Below are 19,379 nucleotides of genomic sequence, written 5' to 3'. Positions count from 1 at the left end.
TCCGGGATTCGCGGCCTTCGTTTTTCGGCGGCGTCGCCTTGCGCGTACGACGTCAGGTCGGTTGCGGCTCGGGGTCGGCGCCGGAGTGATCCGGCTTGGCGATCGTGTACCGGCCGGCCGACAGCAGTTGCGTGGCGTACCGGTGGGTGATGCACGGGTAGGTGCCGCCGCAGTTCAGGCAGACCGCGTCGTTGCGGTGCAGCCACGGGACGAACTTGAACCGCTTGATCCAGGTCAGCGGCTCGCGGTCGGGCGCGTGCAGCCGGAGCGCCGAACGGGCGGCGTCCTGGATCTCGGGGGCGGACCAGTCCTCGGCGCTCTTGTCCATCAGAGCGCTCAGGTCGGGATGGAGGTGGTCGGTGGACTGTGCTTTGTTCATCTATGCGTCTTCCGGGGGGCAGGTAGGAGGGCCGCTGAATCGTTCGCTTCAAACGTGACGATCCGATCGCTGTTAGCAACCGTAGTCCCCTGGTAACCCCCGACGCGCGCTGAGATGCGCCATCCCGGTGTCAGATCTTCGTCAGGTTTCGCAGCGTGCCCCGGCAGTTACACCGGTCAGGACCACAGCGTCTCGATCGAGACCCTGGCCTCGAGCTCGAGCAGATGCCGCTTGATCGGGATGCCGCCACCGAAGCCGACCATCTTGCCGCCGGCGCCGACGACCCGGTGGCAGGGCACCACGATGGCGATCGGATTGCGGTTGCAGGCGACCCCGACGGCCCGGGCCGCGCCCGCGTCCCCGACGACCTTCGCGACCTCGCCGTACGTCTGCATCTCGCCGTACGGGATCCGCTGCAGCTGGGCCCAGACGGCGCGCTCGAAGTCGGAGCCGCCGCGGACCGACAGCGGCACGGTGAACTCCTGGAGTTCGCCGGCGAAGTACGCCTTCAGCTGCTCGGCCGTCTCGGTCAGCAGCGGGTCGGCGTCGAGTGGCCGGTCGGCCGCGCCGAAGTGCAGCCGGCACAAGCCGGTCTCGTCGACCGCGAGCGTCAGGTCGCCGATGGGTGAATCGATCACTGACCAGCGCATGACCCCATCCTCGCGCCGGCCACCGACAGTTTCTCGCGGAAATCCGCCACGAACCGATGGCGACGTGATGTCCTCGCCCGGTCACGCGGTGTTGTGCTATTCCTGATCCCATGCCGAGCCGGGCACCGCAACCGCCGCTGGATCGCTGGTTCACTTCCGAGCGGGCGATGGGCCTGGCCGCGTCGATCCTGATCGGGCTCGTCACGGTCACCACCTGGGCGACGGCCTGGTCGGACTGGTACTCCTACCAGACCCTCAAGAGGTACGGCGACGATCCGGACCGGCTGGGTGAGGCCGACCTGATCTCGGGCTCGCTCGGCATCGTCGCGGCGCTCGCTCTGCTGGCCGCCGCGGTGGTGTTCATCGTGTGGCTGTGGCGGGTCCGGTGGAACGCGGAGATGTTCTGCCGCGGCGAGCACCGGTTCACCCGTGGCTGGGTGCTCGGCAGCTGGATCTGCCCGGTGGTGAACCTCTGGTACCCCAAGCAGGTCGTCGACGACATCGTCGCGGCCAGCGACCCCCGGACCGACCCGTTCACCGAGAACCTGCGGGAGATCCCCGGCACCCGGCTGGTCTGGGTCTGGTGGCTCACCTGGGTGGCCGGCCTCGTCTCCGGCAACATCGTCCAGCGCGGTGTGCTGGCCGGCTCGACGCAGCTCGGTGACCTGCGGACGAACGTCGTACTGTCCAGCATCTCGGCGCTGGCGACCACGGCGGCCGCGGTGCTGGCGGTGATCCTGATCGAGCGGATCGACGAGCTCCAGACGCAGCGTCCGTGGGTGCCGTGGTGGGCACTCGATCAAACGCAGAGCAGACACCAACCTCCTGCGCGGTAAACCAACCCGTCACGCACCGTCCAATGGCTCGTTACCAGTGGTGATGGGCGTACGAAAAGAACACGTTAAGTCGACACCCTCCGTGCTGGGGCCGACTGCCGTGGCGTACCTACTTCGTGGTATCAATGTGGCTCGGTCATGCGGGGGCAGGATTTGGCCGAAACGCCGAACAGACGGAGTTCCAGCAACGCGAGGGACGCGAGACGTGAGCCACCCGCAGCCATCAGTTCTGTCTGCAGTTGAAGACCATGAAGAAGAGTGGCAGCCACACGCAGCCGAGGAGTTCCAGCAGGTCGGGACGGTCGGAAAGATCGCCATCGGTTTGCTGGGTGCGTCGACGGTCACTCACCTGCTCTCCACCTGGTCCGACTGGAACACGTATTCCGTCGTCCACCGCTACCTCGGCGGGATGCCGAACGTCGATGACGCGGACCTGAACCGCGCCGACGCGATCGCCAAGGTCACCGCGGTCCCGAACGTCGTCATCTCGGTTGCCGCCGCGGTCGTCTTCGTGATCTGGCTCTGGCGGGCCCGGATCAACTCCGAGGTCTTCTGCCAGGCCGATCACCGCCGTAGTCACGGCTGGGTGCTGGCCAGCTGGTTCTGCCCCGGCCCGAACCTCTGGTACCCGAAACAGATTGTCGACGACGTCTGGCTCGCCAGCGATCCGAAGACCCCTGTGTACGCCGATGACCTGCGCCGATTCAGGACCCCGGCCCTCACGTCCGCGTGGTGGGTCGCCTGGGTCGGCGCTCTCGCGTTCGACGTGGTGGTCCGCCGGTTCCTGATGTGGATGGAGGCGACCGTCGGGTCGCTGCGCGGGATCGCCCTGGCCGGGACGGCCTCGCTCGTCCTGACGGTGGTGTCCGCGGTCGCGGCCACGATGGTGATCCGCAAGATCAACCACATGCAGACCACCCGCGCGTGGGTGCCGTGGTGGGACCAGAGCGAGCCGAAGCTCACCGCGGTCCCGACCTACGCGAACGACGACACCGACGAGCAGCCGGCGATCTCCGAGCCGATCGCCGCGCCGACGCGGCGGCTGGAGCGCCAGCCCGAGTTCCAGATGGCCGGCGTGGGTCAGCCGCCGGCTCCGGCGCCGAGCCCCTTCGCTCCGGCTCCGGCTCCGATGACGGCGCCGATGCAGGCCCCGATGCCGGCACCGCAGGGCTTCCCGGGCGACGGTGCGGCCGCGGGCGGTTTCCCCGGCGCTCCCGCGGCACCCGCCGCGTTCGCCGGCGACCGCCAGGCGGAGGAGCCGCCGAAGTGGAGCCCGTTCGCTCCGGTCGTGGAGAGCTGGCAGGACGCCGGCAACAACGACGACTACGGTCCGGCGACCGAGCAGTTCAGCCCGGTCCAGTCCTGGCAGGACGAGAAGCCGGCCGAGGAGACGACGTACGAGGCTCCCAAGACGTCCTGGAACGACTACCTCGGCTCCGGGTCCGACGACGGCGCTCTGTCGACCAGCACGTCGAGCCGGTGGCTGGACGAGACGCCGCCGCTGACCGTCGTCGAGCCGGACCCGTACTCGTACCAGCCGCAGCCGCAGCAGCCGGCCGAGCCGTCCTGGGCCGCGAGCTACTCGGAGCCGTACTCGTACGAGACGCCGGACTACCTGACGTCGACCTCCACGCCGGAGGTCGAGACCGCACCCGAGCCTGAGCCCGCGCCCGTTGCGCGCGCAGGCCGCCGGGCCGCTCGGGTCGCGGTGGACAGCCCGTCGGCGATCCAGCCGACGGTCGCCTCGCACGATGAGTACTCGCAGTACGGCGCCTCAGCGGACCACACCGTGTACTCGCCGTCGGAGCACTCGATGCCGTCGTCGCACGTGTCGGCGTCCTCCGGCTACTACGAGCCGGCTCCGGCCGTCGGGCAGGACGACGACTACCTGACCCCATCCAAGCCGCTGCCGCCGGTGCCGTCGTACGGCCCGGAGCCGTCGTACCAGCCGGAGAGCTACAGCACCTACAACTCGGACTATGGCAGCTCGTCGTACGGCGACTCCAACTACCAGACGTCGTACGAGTCCCCCTCGGACTACCAGACGTCGTACAGCTCGGAGTACTCCGCGGGCAGCAGCTACGAGCCGACCGACTACAGCAACGGCTACACCTCGGATTACTCGGGCTCGAGCAACAACAGCTACGACTCGTCGTCGTACGACTCCTACAGCGGCTCGCAGTACAACAGCACCGAGTCCTACGAGACCTACAGCCCGAACTACGCTTCGGAGTCCTACGGTTCGCAGTACGAGGAGCCGCAGCAGACCGAGTACCAGCAAGAGTCGCCGTACTCCTACGAGCAGCAGCAGCCCGCACCCGAGCAGCCCAACACGCCGCGGACCCACCCGCGTCGGCGCTGGGTCTGATCGGGTAGCTGTATGCATCTGGCTTTCGCGACGCTCGGTTGCCCCGGAGCGCCCCTGGACCAGGTCCTGGAGCTTGCCAAAGGCAACGATATTTCCGGGCTCGAACTGCGGGCCGCGCCGGACGAGTTCACCCACACCGGCCTGACCGCGGCGGAGCGGCGTGAACTGCGGTCCCGGATCGAGGACGCCGGCCTGGAGATCCTCACGGTGAGCAGTTACATCAAGCTCTGCGCGGTCGAGGACCAGCCGCTCGAGGCCCACCTCGAGCTCGCCGCCGACCTCGGTGCGCGCGGCGTCCGCGTCTTCGCCGGCGACGACCCCAGCACGATCGACGACGGTACGGCGTACGGCCCGAGCGCTGGTGAGATCCGCGCCCTCGACCGGGTCACCTCCGCCTCCAGGGACGCCTCCATCCTGCTGGAAACCCACGACTCGCATTCGGCCGGCCGCCAGGTCGCCGCGCTCTGCGGGCTGCTCGACACCGACGTCCCCGGCCACAACGTGAAGGTCATCTGGGACAGCTCCCATACCTGGTCGCACGGCGAGACCCTGGCCGAGTCCTTCAATCTGCTGCAGCCGTGGATCGAGCTGGTCCAGGTCAAGGACGCCGACTCCGGACAGGACTACCGCCCGGTCGCCATCGGGGCAGGTGACTTCCCGATCCAGGAGCTCCTGCAGACCCTCGACGGCACCGACTACCCGGTCTCGCTCGAATGGGAGCTCAAGTGGCATCCCCACCTTCCGCCGCTGGAAGAAGCTCTCCCCGCCCTTCACTCCTGGCTGGGTAACGGCGCCGTCAGGTAGCGCGTGAGCGTCGGGCCGAGCCACGCGATCGCGTCCTCGGCCGGCAGCTTCACGATCGGCGCGAGCTCGAGGATGTAGCGGCACAGCGCGAAGCCGAGCGCCTGTGTGGCGACGAGTCCGGCCCGGACAGCCGGCTCGTCGATCGCGAGCTTCCGCAGCGTCGGCGCGAGCTGCCCGACGAACACCTCGCGCATCCGTTCAGCTGCGACCTCGTTGGTCACCGCCGTCCGCAGCAACACCCGGAGCGTGTCGTCGGCCTCCCACCGGTTGATCAGATGCCGGGCCATCGCCTCGCCCAGCCGCTCCGTCGGGACGTCGCCGAAGTCGGGCAGGCGGACGTCGAACTCGGCCGCCGCCGCGAACAGCTTCTCCTTGCTGCCGTAGTACCGCATCACCATCGCCGGATCGATCGCCGCGTCGGCCGCGATCGCCCGGATCGTGGCCCGCTCGTACCCGTCCGTGCCGAACCGCTCCCGCGCCGCCGCGAGGATCGCCGCCCGGGTCCGGTCCGACTTCTTCTCCGCCATGGCCCCAGCATATGCCAACACTTGTTGACTTTTGCCAATCGCGCTCCTACAGTAAAAGTCAACAAGCGTTGATAAACCTGAGGAAGGAGCGACGATGACTCCGCAGAATGCAGACGTCGTGGTGGTGGGTGCGGGTCCGGTCGGGCTGGCGGTGGCGGCCGGGCTCCGGCTGCACGGCCACTCGGTGGTGGTGATCGACCGGCAGGCCGAGGGGTCGAACACCTCGCGGGCCTGCGTGATCCACCCGCGGACCCTGGAGATGCTGGACCAGATCGGCGTCACCAAGCGGCTGGTCGAGCTCGGCCTGGAGCTGGAGGACTTCGCGGTGCGCGACGGCGACAGCCGGTTGGTCCCGGTCGGGTTCGCCGACCTGCCGACCGACTACCCGTTCATCACGATGATTCCGCAGTCGGTCACCGAGCAGGTCCTGCTCGAGCGGCTCGAGGAGCTCGGCGGCACGGTGCTGCGTCCGTACGCCGCGACCGGCCTGACCCAGACCGTGGACGGCGCCGAGGTCACCCTGGACAGCGGCGACGTGATCAAGGCCCGGTACGTCGTGGCCGCCGACGGGATGAACAGCACGATCCGCGAGCTCGCCGGACTGCGGATGCCAGGCAACACCCTGCAGCTGTCCTGCAGTCTGGTCGACGTCCGCGTCGACGGCGGACTGCCGGTCGACGAGGTCGCGCTGTACTTCGCCGCCGCCGGGCTGCTCGTGGTCGCGCCACTGCCGGACGGCACCTTCCGGCTGGTCGCCGAGGTGCACGACGCTCCCGAGCACCCGGACCTCGCCTACGCGCAGCAGTTGCTGGCCACCCGTGGTCCGCGCCGAACCTCGCCGACGGTGACCGAGGTCGTCTGGGGATCGCGGTTCCGGATCCACGAGCGGGTGGCCGACGAGTACCGGGCCGGTCGGGTCCTGCTGGCCGGCGACGCGGCCCACACCCACAGCCCGGCCGGTGGCCAGGGCATGAACCTCGGGCTGCGGGACGCGATGACCCTGGCCGACGCGCTGTCGGTGGCGCTGACCGCCGGCAACGAGTCGGATCTCGACGCGTACGCCGCGAACAGTCGCGCGGAGGCCGTCCGGGTGATCGCACTGGCGCACCGCCTGACCCGGCTGGCCAACCTCCCCCGGCCGCTCCGCCCGGTCCGCAACGCCGTCCTCGGCCTGGCGGGCAAGCTGCAGAAGACCCAGACCGGGTTCGCCAAGCAGTTGGCGGGGTTCCCAGAGCGCTGACGGACCTCTACCCTCCAGTTACTGCAGGCAACAACTCGACTACTGGAGGTCATGTGTTCCGCCCCACTCGATGGACCCGCTTCATTCCGCTCGCGCTGGCGGCAGTGCTCGCCGCCGGCGCCGCGAGCCAAGTGCAGGCCGCGCCGGCAGTTGGCCGACTACGACAACGACCTGGCCAGTCTCGCGCAGCAGTATCCGACCAAGGCGAAGCTGTTCACGCTGAAGGAGAAGTCGCTGGAGGGCCGGACGATCCGCGGCCTCGAGATCACCCACGACGTCGGCACCAGCGACGGGAAGCCGGTGTTCCTGATGGTCGGCCTGCACCACGCGCGGGAGTGGCCGTCGGGTGAGCTGACCATCGAGTTCGCCTACGACCTGCTGAAGAACGACGGCACCGACACGCGGATCACCAACATCCTCGAGAAGTCGCGGGTGATCGTCGTACCGGTGGTGAACCCGGACGGCTTCAGCCTGAGCCGCTCGCTCGGGTACGAGCTGAAGCGGAAGAACTGCCGGGTCACGAACGGGCAGATCCCGACCGCCGGTCAGTGTGCACAGTCGTCGTACCGGTCCCGTGGTGTCGACCTGAACCGCAATTACTCCGCGGCTTCTGGGGTGGTCCCGGTGCGTCCAGCAGCCTGACGTCGGAGACGTACCGCGGTGCGAGCGCGTTCAGTGAGCCCGAGTCACGCAACATCCAGGCGCTGGTGTCGCAGCATCAGGTGACCACGCTGATCACCAACCACACCTACTCGAACCTCGTCCTCCGCGAGCCCGGGTACGCCGGTGCGCCGATCACGCCGGACGAGTCCATCTATAAGGCGCTCGGCGACCAGATGGCCGCGCAGAACGGTTACCCCGCCGGACAGGTGCAGGAGACCCGGCCTATCACCGTCGCCCGCGGTGCGGCCGCGACCGCGAACCTCACCTGCTAGCCGGCCGTCGACTCCCGGATCTCCAACGTGTACGGGACGGTGAGGTCGCGGCGCGCGGCCTCACCGGTTCCGGCGATCCGCTCGAGCAGCAGGCTGACCGCGTTGTCGGCCAGCCATTCCTTGTCCGGCGAGATCGTGGTCAGCGACGGCGCGTGGAAGCGGCCGTCCTCGATGTCGTCGAAGCCCACGACCGCGACGTCACCCGGCACCGACAGCCCGGCGTCGGCCAGGGTGCGGAGCGCACCGAGCGCGAGCAGGTCGTTGAAGCAGAACACCGCATCCGGTGGCTCAGGCAACGCGAGCAGTTCGCGCATCGAGGCCGCACCGTCCGGGCGGTGATAGCCGGTGCCGGCCAACTCGAGTGCCGGGTCATGTGGCAGGCCGGCCGCCTTCAGTGCCTTGCGGTACCCCTTCCGCCGGACCGCGCCGGTCCCGGCTCCGCCGCCGACCCCGATGGCCGCGATCCGGCGCCGGCCGATCGAGATCAGGTGGCTGGTGGCGTCGTACGACGCCTGCACCGAGTCGACCGCGACGTGGTCGAAGCTGCCGCCGGCCGGGCGCTCGCCGAGCAGGACCAGCGGCTTCCCGGTGCCGGCGGCGATGATCTTGGCCGGCGCGGTGGTGATCGGGGAGAAGATGATGCCGTCGATCAACTGCCCGCGCATCCCGTCCAGGACCAGCTTCTCGGCGGCCGCCTCGCCCTCGGTCTGATCGATCAGCACGGTGATGCCGCGGCGCTTCGCGGCCCGGCTGATCGCGGCGCCGAGCTCCGCGAAGTACGGCGAGGCCATCTCCGGGATGGCCAGTGCGATGAAGTCGGACCGGCCCTTGCGCAGCGACCGGGCGCTCACGTTGGGCCGGTAATCCAGCGCGGCGATCGCGGCCTCGACCTTTTCCCGGGTCCGCGCGGTGATGTGCGGGTAGTCGTTGATGACGTTGGAGACGGTCTTCACCGACACCCCGGCCCGCGCCGCCACATCGCTCAGCCTGGTCGTCATCCACAACCTCCTGTCACCGGCTTGAGCCTGAGTGTGCCACGACCATGCGGGCTCAGCCCTTTACAGGTCTTATCAATCGTTGTAGACATCCACGTTAAACGTTGTAAAGGCTTCTTGGGGAGGCTCTGTGGCTCGGTTGGTGGTGGATCCGGCGTTCGTGGTCGGTGCGCTCGATCGGCGGTTGTTCGGCTCGTTCGTCGAGCACATGGGCCGCTGCGTCTACACCGGCATCTACGAGCCCGGGCACCCGACCGCCGATCCGGACGGCTTCCGCCAGGACGTGCTCGAGCTGGTCCGCGAGCTCGGTGTCACCGCGATCCGCTACCCCGGCGGCAACTTCGTCTCGAACTACGACTGGGAGGACGGCGTCGGGCCGAAGGACCAGCGGCCGCGGCGGCTCGACCTGGCCTGGCGGGCGATCGAGCCGAACCAGTTCGGCACCGACGAGTTCGTCGCCTGGTCCCGCAAGGCCGAGGTCGAGCCGATCTGGGCGGTCAACCTCGGCACCCGCGGCATCAAGGAGGCCGTCGAGCTGCTCGAGTACTGCAACCTTCCGAGCGGCACCGAGCTGCCCGACCGCCGGGTCGCGAACGGCAACACCGAGCCGCACGGCATCAAGGTGTGGTGCTTGGGCAACGAGATGGACGGCCCCTGGCAGATCGGTCACAAGACCGCCGAGGAGTACGCCCGGCTCGCCGAAGAGACCGCGAACGCGATGCGCCGGGTCGAGCCCGGGCTCGAACTCGTCGCCTGCGGTTCGAGCAACGCGACCATGCCGACCTTCGGCGAATGGGAGCGCGTCGTGCTGGAACGCACGTACGAGCTCGTGGATCACATCAGCCTGCACGCGTACTACGAACCTCAGGACGGCGACCAGGCGAGCTTTCTGGCCGCGTCCGAGGAGATGGACCGGATGATCACCGAGGTGGTCGCGACCGCCGACCACGTGAAGGCGCTGAAGCGCAGCGACAAGGAGATCACCTTGTCGTTCGACGAGTGGAACGTCTGGTACCAGCAGCACTTCCCCGGTGAGCTCGGTCTCGGCATCCGCGAGGTCAGCCCGCTGATCGAGGACACGTACACCGTCGATGACGCGGTCGTGGTCGGCAGCCTGCTGATCACGCTGCTCCGGCATGCCGACCGGGTGAAGATCGCTTGCCTGGCGCAACTGGTCAACGTGATCTCCCCAATCCGCACCGAGCCCGGTGGTCGCGCCTGGCGGCAGACCATCTTCCACCCGTTCGCACTCACCGCCCGGTACGCCGGCCCGACCGTCCTGCGGACCGCGATCACCGGCGGCCCTGAGATCGACACCGCCGCGTTCGGCCGGATCCCGGCGCTGTGGAGCACAGCGACGTACGACGAGAACACCGGCGCGACCACGATCTTCGTGGTGAACCGGAGCGAGACCGACAAAGTCGACCTGGAGATCCCGCTCGGCCTGCAACTGATTGAGCACCTCGCCCTGTACGACGACGACCGCGCCGCCGCGAACACCGCCGAGGACCCGGACCGAGTGGTCCCGCGCGCGGTCGACAGCACCGAGGTCGTCAACGGCATCTGCACCGCCACGCTGCCGCCGGCGTCGTGGCACGTGATCCGACTGCAAGGTTGATTCGAGAGGGGACCCGCCCGTGCCTTCCCAGAAATTCCTCGCCGCAGCCCTCGCTGTGGTTGCCGTAGCGGCCGGTACGTCGGCCGCCACGGCGGCACCCGTTGTGACCACGACGAACGCCATCTCGTCGAGCTTCGCCGACACGTTCGCCGATCCATCGATCATCCAGGGCCGCGACGGCTACTGGTACGCGTACGCCACCTCGGATCCCTTGGTGGCGAACGGCCCCTTCGGCCTGATGCACATGGCCCGGACCAAGGACTTCAGCTCCTGGGAGTACCTCGGCACAGTCTTCAACGACCAGACCAAGCCGTCCTGGGCCGCGGCGGGGTCGTTCTTCTGGGCTCCGGACATCCGGTACTTCGGCGGCCGGTACGTCATGTACTTCACCGTCACCGACACCGCGGCCAACCCCGGTGGCGATCCTGCGATCGGTGTGGCCACCGCCCCGACCCCAGCGGGACCGTGGACCGCCACCGGCGGCCCGGTCGTCGCCCCGAAGCCGGACGGCAACGGCGGGTACTACGGCACCATCGACCCGGCCATGCTCACGGCCGCGGACGGCAAGCGGTACCTGTACTACGGCGGCTTCTACGGCGGGATCTCCGTCACCGAACTGAGCGCGGACGGCCTGCAGTCGGTCGGTACGCCGACCCAGGTGACGATCGGCGACCGCTACGAGGGCTCGTACGTCGTGTACCGCGACGGCTGGTACTACCTGATGGGCTCGTCGATGAACTGCTGCGCCGGCCCGACCACCGGCTACTCGGTCTTCGCCGGCCGGTCACGTTCTCCCCGTGGTCCGTTCGTGGACGCCGACGGCGCCGCGCTGACCGACTCGCGGGTCGGCGGTACGACGGTCATCACGCAGAACGGCAACAAGTGGATCGGTCCCGGCCACCACGCGTTCATCACCGACGCGGCCGGCCAGGACCACATCGTCTACCACGCGATCGACCGCGGTACGCCGTGGCTGACCGACCCGTTCGGGATCAACCGGCGGCCGATGCTGATCGACCGGATCGACTGGATCGACGGCTGGCCGCGGACCCGGGCCGGACTCGGTCCGTCCGACGGAGCGGTGCCTGCGCCGACGACCGGTTCTGGGTTGGGCATCGACTCCACCGATCCGGCCGGCGGACTGCAGTCGGCAACCCATCAGCCCGGCGACACAGTCGGCGGTCCGACCGCCGCGATTAACGGAGCTGCCCAGACCCGTCAGGCCGCGCCCGGTGGCTCGCTGCGGGTGGAGGCGGATGTCCGGCTCGGATCGTCGTTCAGCACGGTCTTGGGCAACCAGGTTGTAGCAACAGTTGCGAACGGCAAGCTCACTGTCGTGGCCGGCGGCCGAACCACCTCGGTGGCGGTGCCGGCGGACTTCGACCGTACGCAGTGGAACAAGCTGTCCGTCCAGGTCTCGGGCTCGACCGTGACCGCGCGGCTCAACGACGCCGGTCTCGGTGATGTGTACGCCGAGGCGCAGCTCGTCGTACCCGGTCTGACGCTAGGGTCCGCGCCGGTGCGGTGGCTCGGGTCGGCGGAGGTCGACAACCTGACCGTGCGGCCGGTGGCGAAGCCGGTGACGCGGATGGCCGACGTACCGCGGACCGGGAAGCTGCTCGTGGAAGACGACTTCTCCTCGGCGCTGGGGGCGGACTGGTCGTGGGTACGGCCGGACCCCAACGCAGTTGTTGCTGACGGCAAGCTGTCGTGGCCGCTGGAGAACGCGGATCTGACCGGCGGCGCGAACAACGCGGGCTTGCTGTTCCACACCACGCCTGCCGGCGACAGTTGGATCGCGGAGACCAAGCTGCACCTCGACACCGGCGAGGGGGATGTCCGCAACTACCAGCAAGCCGGGATGGTCGCCTACCTGAACGACAGCGACTTCGCGCGGCTGGGCAACGTGTCGATCTGGAAGACCCGGCAGACCGAGTACGGGCGTGAGTTGGTGGCACGGCCGTCGGACGGCGCAACGTCGTACGGTGCGGCTGCTATCGGGCGATCGGCGCCGACTCTGTGGATGCGGCTCGCCTATCACCAGAACGCCGCGGGTGAGCACGTCTACCGCGCGGGAACGTCGGTGGACGGGAGGAACTGGACGTGGGGTGCGTCGTGGGTGCTACCGGCAGCGGCGAGGATCGGGCTGTACGCGCACGGTGAGTTCACCGGTGCGAACCCGCCGCCGGTGGCGACGTTCGACTACCTGAAGTTCTACGAGAGCAAGTGACAATGGGCTTTACCAATCCGATCTACGGCAACAACTTCGCCGACCCGTTCGTTGTTGCCGTAGACAACATCTACTACGCGTTCGCCACCAACGGAGCGCTCGGCAACATACAGACGCTGAGGTCGCCGGACCTCGTCTCGTGGGACGAGGTCGGCGACGCACTCCCGGTGCTGCCGTCCTGGACCTCTCCGGGTCGGGTGTGGGCGCCCGAGGTCGCCGTCCATGCCGCCGACCGGTACGTCATGTACTACACGAGTCGCGACGACGCGTCCGACCGGCAGGCCGTCGGCGTCGCGGTCGCGTCCGCGCCGGAAGGTCCATATGTCGATAAATCGGCACAGCCCCTGATCTCCCAGGTGGACGAAGGCGGCTCGATCGACGCGTCGCCGTTCCAGGACTCGAGCGGCCGCCGCTGGCTGTACTGGAAGAACGACGGCAACGCGAGCGGTGTCGACACCTGGATCTACGTGTCGGAGCTATCCGCCGACGGTCTCACGCTGACCGGCTCGGTGCATCGCCTGATCAAGCAGGACCTCGAGTGGGAGGGCAACCTGGTCGAGGCGCCGTACATGGTCGAACGCAACGGCAAGTTCCATCTCTTCTACTCGGGCAACGCCTTCGACAAAGCGACGTACGCCGTCGGCCACGCCCTCTGCGAATCCCCCACCGGCCCCTGCACCAAGTCCGGCGCCCCCATCCTCGCCACCTCCCCCGACGCCGCCGGCCCCGGCCACAACATGGTCCTCCACGGAGCCGACCACGACTGGTTCATCTACCACGCCTGGAACCCCACCCAAGTAGGCACCGACCCTCACGGCCGCACGATGTGGATCTCCGAACTCACCTGGTCAGGCGACGTCCCCGTCGTCCAACCACCCCTCCGCAACAATCCGACCCAGCCCTGACGCCCTTCGGCATAACCTTTCCTGCCTCACTCCTATCGTGCTTTATGGGGAGAGAGGGGAGGGCACATGTCCCGACCAAGCAGCATCCGGGTCGGCCTGGTAGCAGGCACGGCGATTCTTCTCACGACGCGAACGGCCTGTCGACGGTGATCAGGGGCCCTCGGCAAGGTCCAAGGCACATTCCCCGACCCGGTCGCCTTCCGCTGGGGTTTGGAGTTCGATCCGCTCAACGGGGAGTGACACAACCTTCTCCGCTCACTTCGCATCAAGGTCTAGGAGAGGCACGGTGACTGTGGCGACCGTGGAGGGATCGGCCGCCGCGTGGAGCCTGACCGTCGGATCGGTGACGAGACATTCGAGGGGCGAGCATGATTCGACGAGTCCGGTCGTACGGCCTGGCCGGCGCGGTGGTTCTTGCCGCGGTTGTCACGATGGCGCCGGCCACCGCGACCGGCGGTGCCGCGCAGACGGCAGCTGCCACCTGCGGTGTCCGCCCGGGATCGGTCCTGGACAACGGTGCCCATGACAGCAGTGGGGCCACCATCGGGTACCCGCCGCGCACTATCGGCTTCGCGGGCGTGACCTTCAATGTGTTCACGCCGGGCGCGGTGCGGCTCAGCACGACCTTCACCACCGACCCGTACTCCGCGGGCGCCGCCAACGAGGGCTGGGTGGTCCAGGGCGACTCGCTGTACTACCGCTCGTACTGGATCGACATCATGAGCGAGATCGACCCTGGGCAGCCGAACGAGCTCCAGCGGGTCGGCGGCGGCTGGGCGAACTTCACGGCGCTGGAGACCTCCAGCTACTACGCAAGCGGGTCGCCGGCCCGGCAATCGGCGTACGGGCTGCGGAGCGACGGCACGCTCTTCCGGTGGAGCATCAACCGCTGGTTCTGGAAGGCTACCGGGTCGGCGCCGGGGTTCGCCTCGGTCAAGTCGATGGCGCTGATCAGCAAGACCGCGACGTACGACACCTTCCTCGCCAACACCCGCGGCGGCGCGCTGTACACGATCCGCATCCCGGTCACCTCGCCGATGAAGCCGATCGTGAGGCCGGTGCGGACCAAGACCTGGCAGGGCTTCGAGAAACTGATCGCGAACCAGTGCGGTCAGTTCGGCACCATCCTGCTCGGCATCGACAAGGACACCGGCACCGGCTATCAGTACGCCGTCGGCCATACCAACGGCACCGCCACGGTGATCAACAGCCTCGGCCTGTCCGGCAGCAACTTCACCGCCCCGGTCCACTTCCGCTGGGGCGCCCGAGCCTACATCGACCCCCTCAACGGCGACTGACGTCGAGGACCTCGGTCAGGATGTCGAGGGCTTTGTGCAGGTCGGCGGTTGACGGGGTCGCGTAGCCGATGACGAGGCCGGGCGGGCCGGGAGTGGTACGGCGGTACTCGGACAAGGGGGCCACGACGACGCCGGCCGCCCGGGCCGCCGCCGCGACTTGAAGATCGTCGATGTGGTCGGGGAGCAGCAGGGTGATGTGCAGGCCGGCGTCCTGGCCGATGATCTGGCCGTACGGCGACAGCACGGTGCACGTGTGGGTACGGCGGTCGGCGTACAACCGGCGGCCCTTGCGCACGGCCTGGTCGAGGTAGCCGTCGCGGAGCATCGCGAGCAGCGCGGCCTGCATCGGCCAGCCGGGCCAGTCGCCGGACATCGCGCGGAAGGTGGCCAGGCGGTCGACCATCTGCTCGGACGCGACCAGCCAGCCGAGGCGCAGCGCGGGGCTGAGCATCTTCGAGAGCGTGCCGAGATGGACGACCAGGTCCGGGTCCAGCTGGGCCAGCGCGGGCAGTGGCGCGACGTCGTACCGGAACTCGCTGTCGTAGTCGTCCTCGATCAGCATCGCCCCGGTCCGCCGCGCCCACCGGACCAGTTCGTTGCGTCGGGCAACGGATAGCCGGCCGCCGAGCGGGTACTGGTGCGACGGCGTGACGTAGACCGCCGGTACGTCGGTCAGCGCGGACACCCGCAGGCCGTCCTCGTCCACCGGGACGTCGACGATCTCGAGCTGATGGTCGCGGGCGGCGACCACCGCGTTCAGGTAGCCGGGGTCCTCGATCGCGATCCGGTCCCCCGGTCGCCGGGTGACCGTGAGCAGCAGCCGGAGGCCGTGCACGGTGCCGTTGGTGACGAGTACGTTCTCGGGTCCGCACGCGATCCCGCGGACCCGGCCGACGTGCTCGGCCAGTGCCGCCCGGAGTGCGGGCAGTCCGGCGGCTTCGTCGTACCCGCGGGGCGGCGACTGGGTCGACACCTCACGCCAGGCGCGGCGCCAACCGGGGTCGGGCGTCGGTGCGATGTACGGGATGCCAGGTCGCAGGGTGAGCAGGTTGGTGCCGGGATCCGGCCGATGAGTCGTGTGCCGCCGTACGGCGGGCTGCAGCGGTACGACGTCCGTCACGAACGTACCGGCGCCCGTCCGGCCCTCGATCCAGCCTTCGGCATGCAACTGGTCGTACGCCGCCTGCGTCACGGACCGGGAGACGGAGAGCTCCCGCGCGAGGTCGCGGGTGGATGTGAGCCGATGGCCGGCCTGGAGCCGCCCGTCCAGGACCGCGGCCCGGAACTGCTCGGCCAGCTGCAGGTGCAGCGGCACACCGGCGGCGCGATCGATCGTCAGTGGGAGTGAGCTCTCCACGAATGGACTACCTGATTCGTGCGGGAATGGACCGTGCCAGCATGCCACTCCCGACCCCAGCCTGATTACATGACCACCACACCGCTCCAGCCGACTGCCCGGACTTCTCTGCGTCGTTCGAAGGAGCGGGCCGCCTCCGATCGCCAGGTTCTCGCCGACGTTCTTCTCGACGGGATGTTCTGTCACCTGGGTGTGGTGGTCGACGGCGATCCGCTGGTGCTGCCGACGGCGTACGGCGTGGATCTGGATCGCGGACCCGACGGGACGCTGTACCTGCACGGGTCGGTCGCGGCGCGCAGCGTGGTCGCGGCGCCGGAGCAGACGATCTGCGTCACCGTCACCCACGCGGACGGGCTCGTGCTGGCGCGGTCGGCGTTTCACCACTCGGTCAACTACCGCTCGGCGGTCATCTTCGGCGTACCGCGGCTGATCACCGATCCGGACGAGAAGCTCCACGGCCTCAACCGCATCGTCGACCACCTGGTCCCCGGCCGCTCCTCCGCCACCCGTCCGCCCAGCCGCAAGGAACTGGCGAAGACGTCAGTACTCGCGCTCTCCCTCACCGAAGCGTCCGTCAAGACTCGCTCCGGACCCGCAAACGACGAGGAGCAGGACCTCGACCTGCCCTACTGGACAGGCGTGATCCCGCTCCACGTCGTAGCCGGCGAACCGGAGAACAACCCTGACTGCGACCTCCTGGTCCCCGCACACATCCGCGCCCGAGCGAACCGACTAGGCGCACCCTCTTAGGCGACCGTCCCCTTGTTGTAGGTCTTCTGGGCCCAGAAGTAGCCGACCAGCGCGATCGCCACGCACCAGGCGATGGAGAGCCAGCCGGTGCCGCGGTCCATCGGCGCCCCCAGCAGCAGATGGCGCAGGGTGTCGATGATCGCGGTGAACGGCTGGTACTCGGCGAACCAGCGGATGCCGCTCGGCATCGACTCCAGCGGGATGAAGGTGTTGCTCAGGAAGGGCAGCAGCAAGCTGATCGGCAGGACGATGTTGCTCGCCCCCTCCGGGGTCTTGCTGGTCAGGCCCAGGGCGATCGCGAACCAGGTCAGGGCGACGGTCAGCGCGATCAGCAACGCGCCCGCCAGCAGCCAGTCGGTGAACGACGCGTTCGGGCGGAACCCGATCAGGATGGCGAAGCCGATCACCAGGGCCAGGCTGACGATCGTCACGAGCACGTTGCCCAGCACATGCCCGGTGAGCACGGCCGGCCGGAAGATCGCCATCGTCCGGAACCTGGTGACGATGCCCTCGGTCATGTCCATCGCGGCGCCGACCGCGGGGGACATCGTCCCGGAAGCGATCGACATCAGCAGGATGCCCGGGGTGAGGAAGTCGATGTAGTCGAAGCCCTTCCCGCCGCCGAGACCGGCGGAGAAGGTGTCGCCGAAGATGAGGCCGAACAGCAGCATCATGATCACCGGCATCCCGACGGCGCCGAGCGACAGGGCGGGGTAGCGCTGCGCGTGCCGCAGGTTGCGGCGCAGCATCGTGGCGGTGTCGGCCATCGGGTAGGACACGGTGCTCATTTGCTCGTCACTTTCTCGTCGGCGTTCTCGTGGGTGGGCTGACCGGTGACGGCGAAGAACACGTCATCCAGGTCGGGGGTGTGGACAGTCAGTTCGTCGACCTCGAGGGAGGCGTCGTCGATCCGGGCCAGCAGAGCGCGCAGGCTGTGCACGCTGCCGTCGTTCGGCACCTGCAGGACCAGGGACTCGTGGTTCGGCACGGCGGCCGGCAGCACCTGACCGGCCAGCGAGAACTCCTCCGGCGAGGTGAACCGCAACCGGATGTGCCCGCCGGGTGCGAGCCGCTTCAGTTCCTCCGCGGTGCCCTGGGCAACCAGTCGGCCATGGTCCAGTACGGCGATCCGGTCGGCGAGCTGGTCTGCTTCGTCGAGGTACTGCGTGGTGAGCAGGACCGTGACGCCACCGGCGACCAGTTCCCGGATCAGCTGCCACATGCTGTGCCGGCTGCGCGGGTCGAGACCGGTGGTGGGCTCGTCCAGGAAGATGATCCGCGGGTTGCCGACCAGCGTCATCGCCAGGTCGAGCCGCCGCTTCATGCCGCCGGAGTACGTCATCGCCATCTTCGGACCGGCCTCGACCAGGTCGAACCGCTCCAGCAGTTCGTCCGCCCGGCGGCGGCCCTCGCGGCGGCCGAGGTGGTACAGGTCGGCCATCATGATCAGGTTCTCCCGGCCGGTGAGCAGGCCGTCGACCGCGGAGAACTGGCCGGTGACGCCGATCGCGGCCCGGACGTCCTCGGGGTTCTGGTGCAGGTCGTACCCGGCCACCCGGATCTCGCCGGCGTCGGCGGTGATCAGGGTGGACAGGATCTGGACCGCGGTGGTCTTGCCGGCGCCGTTCGGGCCGAGCAGGGCAAAGATGGTGCCTTCGGCAACGTTCAGGTCGATGCCGTCGAGCACGAGTTTGTCGCCGTACGACTTGTGCAGTCCACGGACGTCGATCGCTGCTGACATGGGTCTTCCTCGAGTGAATTGTGGGCAGGGTGAACCTGACCCAGTGGCTGAAGGGGTCTGTGGGAGGAGATTCAGGGCGTGCGGATCCAGCCGGCCGGCCCGCTGGCAGGCGCCGGATCAGAGGTGTTCAGTTGGCGGGACTAGATGTCGAGGTCTTCCACCACGGGATGGTTGCCGGCTTCCTCGACCAGTTCGTAGAGGTCCTCGGGGATCAGCTCGCGGAGCTCCTCGATGGTGTCGACGACATCGAGGGTGGCCTCGCCCTGGGCCATGCTCCAGGACTGATCGGTGCTCCAGTTGCCGATCCAGGAGCGCCAGCCGCTCAGGTACTGCTCGTCGTCGGCGCCCATGCTGTAGAGGTTGCTGCGGTCCGCGTGCAGCACGAACTTGCCGGTCCGGCTCCGGTAGACCTTGAAGGCCTCGTAGCCGTTCTTGCTGGACCGGCCACCCTCGGCCAGCAGCACGCCGGAGAACCGCTGCTTGCGGCCGGCTCCCCGGCCCACCCGCACGGTGATCTCGTCGTACCCCTCGAGTCGGCCTTCCTCCAGTTCGACGTACTTGCGCAGTGCGATCGAGATCGCCGAGGACAAGTTCCCAGCGAGCTCCTGCGCCTTCTTGTACAGCGGCAGGTCGTCGTCCGACACGTAGATCGTCTTGTTAGGCATTCGCCCTCCTCCTACGTAGAACTATACGCAGAAGGCTACGCAGATGTCTACATATATCTCTACGTAGACGCGGAGCCGGCC

Annotated in this window: 19 protein-coding genes; 11 read left to right on the top strand and 8 right to left on the bottom strand. The window is 68.5% G+C overall.

Going from position 1 to position 19,379, the window contains the following annotated elements:
* Positions 1 to 52: 52 nt before the first annotated feature.
* Together ACZ3HV_RS06095 and ACZ3HV_RS06090 are read right to left on the bottom strand one after the other, a co-directional pair.
* A complete protein-coding gene (locus tag ACZ3HV_RS06095) occupies positions 53 to 379 on the bottom strand; it encodes a hypothetical protein (RefSeq protein WP_465681410.1) in 327 nt (108 codons plus the stop codon).
* A gap of 176 nt (positions 380 to 555) precedes the next feature.
* Positions 556 to 1,029 carry a methylated-DNA--[protein]-cysteine S-methyltransferase gene (locus ACZ3HV_RS06090; protein ID WP_465681408.1) on the bottom strand — a complete coding sequence of 158 codons (474 nt, stop codon included), beginning with the start codon at positions 1,027 to 1,029 and terminating at the stop codon, positions 556 to 558.
* Between the two features lie 110 nt (positions 1,030 to 1,139).
* On the opposite strand from ACZ3HV_RS06090, the gene ACZ3HV_RS06085 reads away from it, so the two are divergent.
* The 3 genes from ACZ3HV_RS06085 to ACZ3HV_RS06075 all read left to right on the top strand — a co-directional run bounded on the left by ACZ3HV_RS06085 (position 1,140) and on the right by ACZ3HV_RS06075 (position 5,037).
* Positions 1,140 to 1,865 (top strand): DUF4328 domain-containing protein, encoded by a 726-nt coding sequence (locus tag ACZ3HV_RS06085; RefSeq protein WP_465681406.1) that lies wholly within the window; start codon positions 1,140 to 1,142, stop codon positions 1,863 to 1,865.
* Between the two features lie 205 nt (positions 1,866 to 2,070).
* Positions 2,071 to 4,233: a DUF4328 domain-containing protein gene (locus tag ACZ3HV_RS06080; RefSeq protein WP_465681404.1), complete on the top strand. Its 2,163-nt coding sequence runs from the start codon at positions 2,071 to 2,073 to the stop codon at positions 4,231 to 4,233.
* A 12-nt stretch (positions 4,234 to 4,245) separates the two neighbouring features.
* Positions 4,246 to 5,037: a sugar phosphate isomerase/epimerase family protein gene (locus tag ACZ3HV_RS06075; protein WP_465681402.1), complete on the top strand. Its 792-nt coding sequence runs from the start codon at positions 4,246 to 4,248 to the stop codon at positions 5,035 to 5,037.
* Here the strand turns inward: ACZ3HV_RS06075 and ACZ3HV_RS06070 are convergent.
* Entirely contained in the window at positions 5,004 to 5,564 is a 561-nt protein-coding gene (locus ACZ3HV_RS06070) for a TetR/AcrR family transcriptional regulator (protein WP_465681400.1), read from the bottom strand. The two genes, ACZ3HV_RS06075 and ACZ3HV_RS06070, sit on opposite strands and share 34 nt — an antisense overlap.
* Positions 5,565 to 5,658: 94 nt before the next feature.
* Here ACZ3HV_RS06070 and ACZ3HV_RS06065 point away from each other — a divergent pair, with 94 nt between their 5' ends.
* From ACZ3HV_RS06065 to ACZ3HV_RS06055, 3 genes are all read left to right on the top strand, one after another.
* Complete coding sequence (locus tag ACZ3HV_RS06065) at positions 5,659 to 6,804, top strand: FAD-dependent oxidoreductase (RefSeq protein WP_465681399.1); 1,146 nt, start codon at positions 5,659 to 5,661, stop codon at positions 6,802 to 6,804.
* 150 nt (positions 6,805 to 6,954) lie between these two features.
* On the top strand, positions 6,955 to 7,446 hold the full coding sequence (locus tag ACZ3HV_RS06060; protein WP_465681397.1) for a M14 family zinc carboxypeptidase: 492 nt from the start codon (positions 6,955 to 6,957) through the stop codon (positions 7,444 to 7,446).
* A complete protein-coding gene (locus ACZ3HV_RS06055) occupies positions 7,353 to 7,739 on the top strand; it encodes a M14 family zinc carboxypeptidase (RefSeq protein WP_465681395.1) in 387 nt (128 codons plus the stop codon). The genes ACZ3HV_RS06060 and ACZ3HV_RS06055 overlap by 94 nt, the downstream gene beginning before the upstream one ends.
* Here the strand turns inward: ACZ3HV_RS06055 and ACZ3HV_RS06050 are convergent.
* Entirely contained in the window at positions 7,736 to 8,737 is a 1,002-nt protein-coding gene (locus tag ACZ3HV_RS06050; protein ID WP_465681393.1) for a LacI family DNA-binding transcriptional regulator, read from the bottom strand. The genes ACZ3HV_RS06055 and ACZ3HV_RS06050 overlap by 4 nt on opposite strands.
* A 127-nt stretch (positions 8,738 to 8,864) precedes the next feature.
* Between ACZ3HV_RS06050 and arfA the strand changes: the two genes are divergently transcribed.
* The 4 genes from arfA (at position 8,865) to ACZ3HV_RS06030 (ending at position 14,785) form a co-directional block, all read left to right on the top strand.
* Positions 8,865 to 10,352 carry an arabinosylfuranosidase ArfA gene (arfA, locus tag ACZ3HV_RS06045; protein ID WP_465681391.1) on the top strand — a complete coding sequence of 496 codons (1,488 nt, stop codon included), beginning with the start codon at positions 8,865 to 8,867 and terminating at the stop codon, positions 10,350 to 10,352.
* 19 nt (positions 10,353 to 10,371) lie between these two features.
* The gene (locus tag ACZ3HV_RS06040) at positions 10,372 to 12,582 is read left to right on the top strand and encodes a family 43 glycosylhydrolase (protein WP_465681389.1); all 2,211 of its coding nucleotides are present in this window, start codon (positions 10,372 to 10,374) and stop codon (positions 12,580 to 12,582) included.
* 2 nt (positions 12,583 to 12,584) lie between these two features.
* A complete protein-coding gene (locus tag ACZ3HV_RS06035) occupies positions 12,585 to 13,487 on the top strand; it encodes a glycoside hydrolase family 43 protein (RefSeq protein WP_465681388.1) in 903 nt (300 codons plus the stop codon).
* A gap of 368 nt (positions 13,488 to 13,855) precedes the next feature.
* Positions 13,856 to 14,785 carry a hypothetical protein gene (locus ACZ3HV_RS06030; protein WP_465681387.1) on the top strand — a complete coding sequence of 310 codons (930 nt, stop codon included), beginning with the start codon at positions 13,856 to 13,858 and terminating at the stop codon, positions 14,783 to 14,785.
* Here the strand turns inward: ACZ3HV_RS06030 and pdxR are convergent.
* The gene (gene pdxR / locus ACZ3HV_RS06025) at positions 14,772 to 16,142 is read right to left on the bottom strand and encodes a MocR-like pyridoxine biosynthesis transcription factor PdxR (protein ID WP_465681385.1); all 1,371 of its coding nucleotides are present in this window, start codon (positions 16,140 to 16,142) and stop codon (positions 14,772 to 14,774) included. The genes ACZ3HV_RS06030 and pdxR overlap by 14 nt on opposite strands.
* A gap of 69 nt (positions 16,143 to 16,211) precedes the next feature.
* Here pdxR and ACZ3HV_RS06020 point away from each other — a divergent pair, with 69 nt between their 5' ends.
* On the top strand, positions 16,212 to 16,892 hold the full coding sequence (locus ACZ3HV_RS06020) for a pyridoxamine 5'-phosphate oxidase family protein (protein WP_465681383.1): 681 nt from the start codon (positions 16,212 to 16,214) through the stop codon (positions 16,890 to 16,892).
* On the opposite strand, the gene ACZ3HV_RS06015 is transcribed toward ACZ3HV_RS06020, so the two are convergent.
* The 3 genes from ACZ3HV_RS06015 to ACZ3HV_RS06005 all read right to left on the bottom strand — a co-directional run bounded on the left by ACZ3HV_RS06015 (position 16,889) and on the right by ACZ3HV_RS06005 (position 19,298).
* Positions 16,889 to 17,680 (bottom strand): ABC transporter permease, encoded by a 792-nt coding sequence (locus ACZ3HV_RS06015; protein WP_465681381.1) that lies wholly within the window; start codon positions 17,678 to 17,680, stop codon positions 16,889 to 16,891. The two genes, ACZ3HV_RS06020 and ACZ3HV_RS06015, sit on opposite strands and share 4 nt — an antisense overlap.
* On the bottom strand, positions 17,677 to 18,633 hold the full coding sequence (locus tag ACZ3HV_RS06010; RefSeq protein WP_465681379.1) for an ATP-binding cassette domain-containing protein: 957 nt from the start codon (positions 18,631 to 18,633) through the stop codon (positions 17,677 to 17,679). Before ACZ3HV_RS06010 ends, ACZ3HV_RS06015 begins: the two co-directional genes overlap by 4 nt.
* Positions 18,634 to 18,773: 140 nt before the next feature.
* Complete coding sequence (locus ACZ3HV_RS06005; RefSeq protein ID WP_465681377.1) at positions 18,774 to 19,298, bottom strand: EXLDI protein; 525 nt, start codon at positions 19,296 to 19,298, stop codon at positions 18,774 to 18,776.
* Positions 19,299 to 19,379: the final 81 nt, after the last annotated feature.

The sequence above is a fragment of the Kribbella sp. NPDC020701 genome (assembly GCF_055562215.1).
The sequence above is the reverse complement of the archived record's forward strand: the minus strand, read 5'-3'. Positions and strand labels throughout refer to the sequence as shown.

Bases quoted from the DNA above. Each gene is read 5' to 3' on its own strand.
- ACZ3HV_RS06095 (WP_465681410.1), bottom strand. From the start codon at position 379: ATGAACAAAGCACAGTCCACCGACCACCTCCATCCCGACCTGAGCGCT.
- ACZ3HV_RS06085 (WP_465681406.1), top strand. From the start codon at position 1,140: ATGCCGAGCCGGGCACCGCAACCGCCGCTGGATCGCTGGTTCACTTCC.
- ACZ3HV_RS06015 (WP_465681381.1), bottom strand. From the start codon at position 17,680: ATGAGCACCGTGTCCTACCCGATGGCCGACACCGCCACGATGCTGCGC.
- ACZ3HV_RS06020 (WP_465681383.1), top strand. From the start codon at position 16,212: ATGACCACCACACCGCTCCAGCCGACTGCCCGGACTTCTCTGCGTCGT.
- ACZ3HV_RS06065 (WP_465681399.1), top strand. From the start codon at position 5,659: ATGACTCCGCAGAATGCAGACGTCGTGGTGGTGGGTGCGGGTCCGGTC.
- ACZ3HV_RS06075 (WP_465681402.1), top strand. From the start codon at position 4,246: ATGCATCTGGCTTTCGCGACGCTCGGTTGCCCCGGAGCGCCCCTGGAC.
- ACZ3HV_RS06005 (WP_465681377.1), bottom strand. From the start codon at position 19,298: ATGCCTAACAAGACGATCTACGTGTCGGACGACGACCTGCCGCTGTAC.
- ACZ3HV_RS06090 (WP_465681408.1), bottom strand. From the start codon at position 1,029: ATGCGCTGGTCAGTGATCGATTCACCCATCGGCGACCTGACGCTCGCG.
- ACZ3HV_RS06030 (WP_465681387.1), top strand. From the start codon at position 13,856: ATGATTCGACGAGTCCGGTCGTACGGCCTGGCCGGCGCGGTGGTTCTT.
- ACZ3HV_RS06050 (WP_465681393.1), bottom strand. From the start codon at position 8,737: ATGACGACCAGGCTGAGCGATGTGGCGGCGCGGGCCGGGGTGTCGGTG.
- ACZ3HV_RS06035 (WP_465681388.1), top strand. From the start codon at position 12,585: ATGGGCTTTACCAATCCGATCTACGGCAACAACTTCGCCGACCCGTTC.
- ACZ3HV_RS06010 (WP_465681379.1), bottom strand. From the start codon at position 18,633: ATGTCAGCAGCGATCGACGTCCGTGGACTGCACAAGTCGTACGGCGAC.
- ACZ3HV_RS06070 (WP_465681400.1), bottom strand. From the start codon at position 5,564: ATGGCGGAGAAGAAGTCGGACCGGACCCGGGCGGCGATCCTCGCGGCG.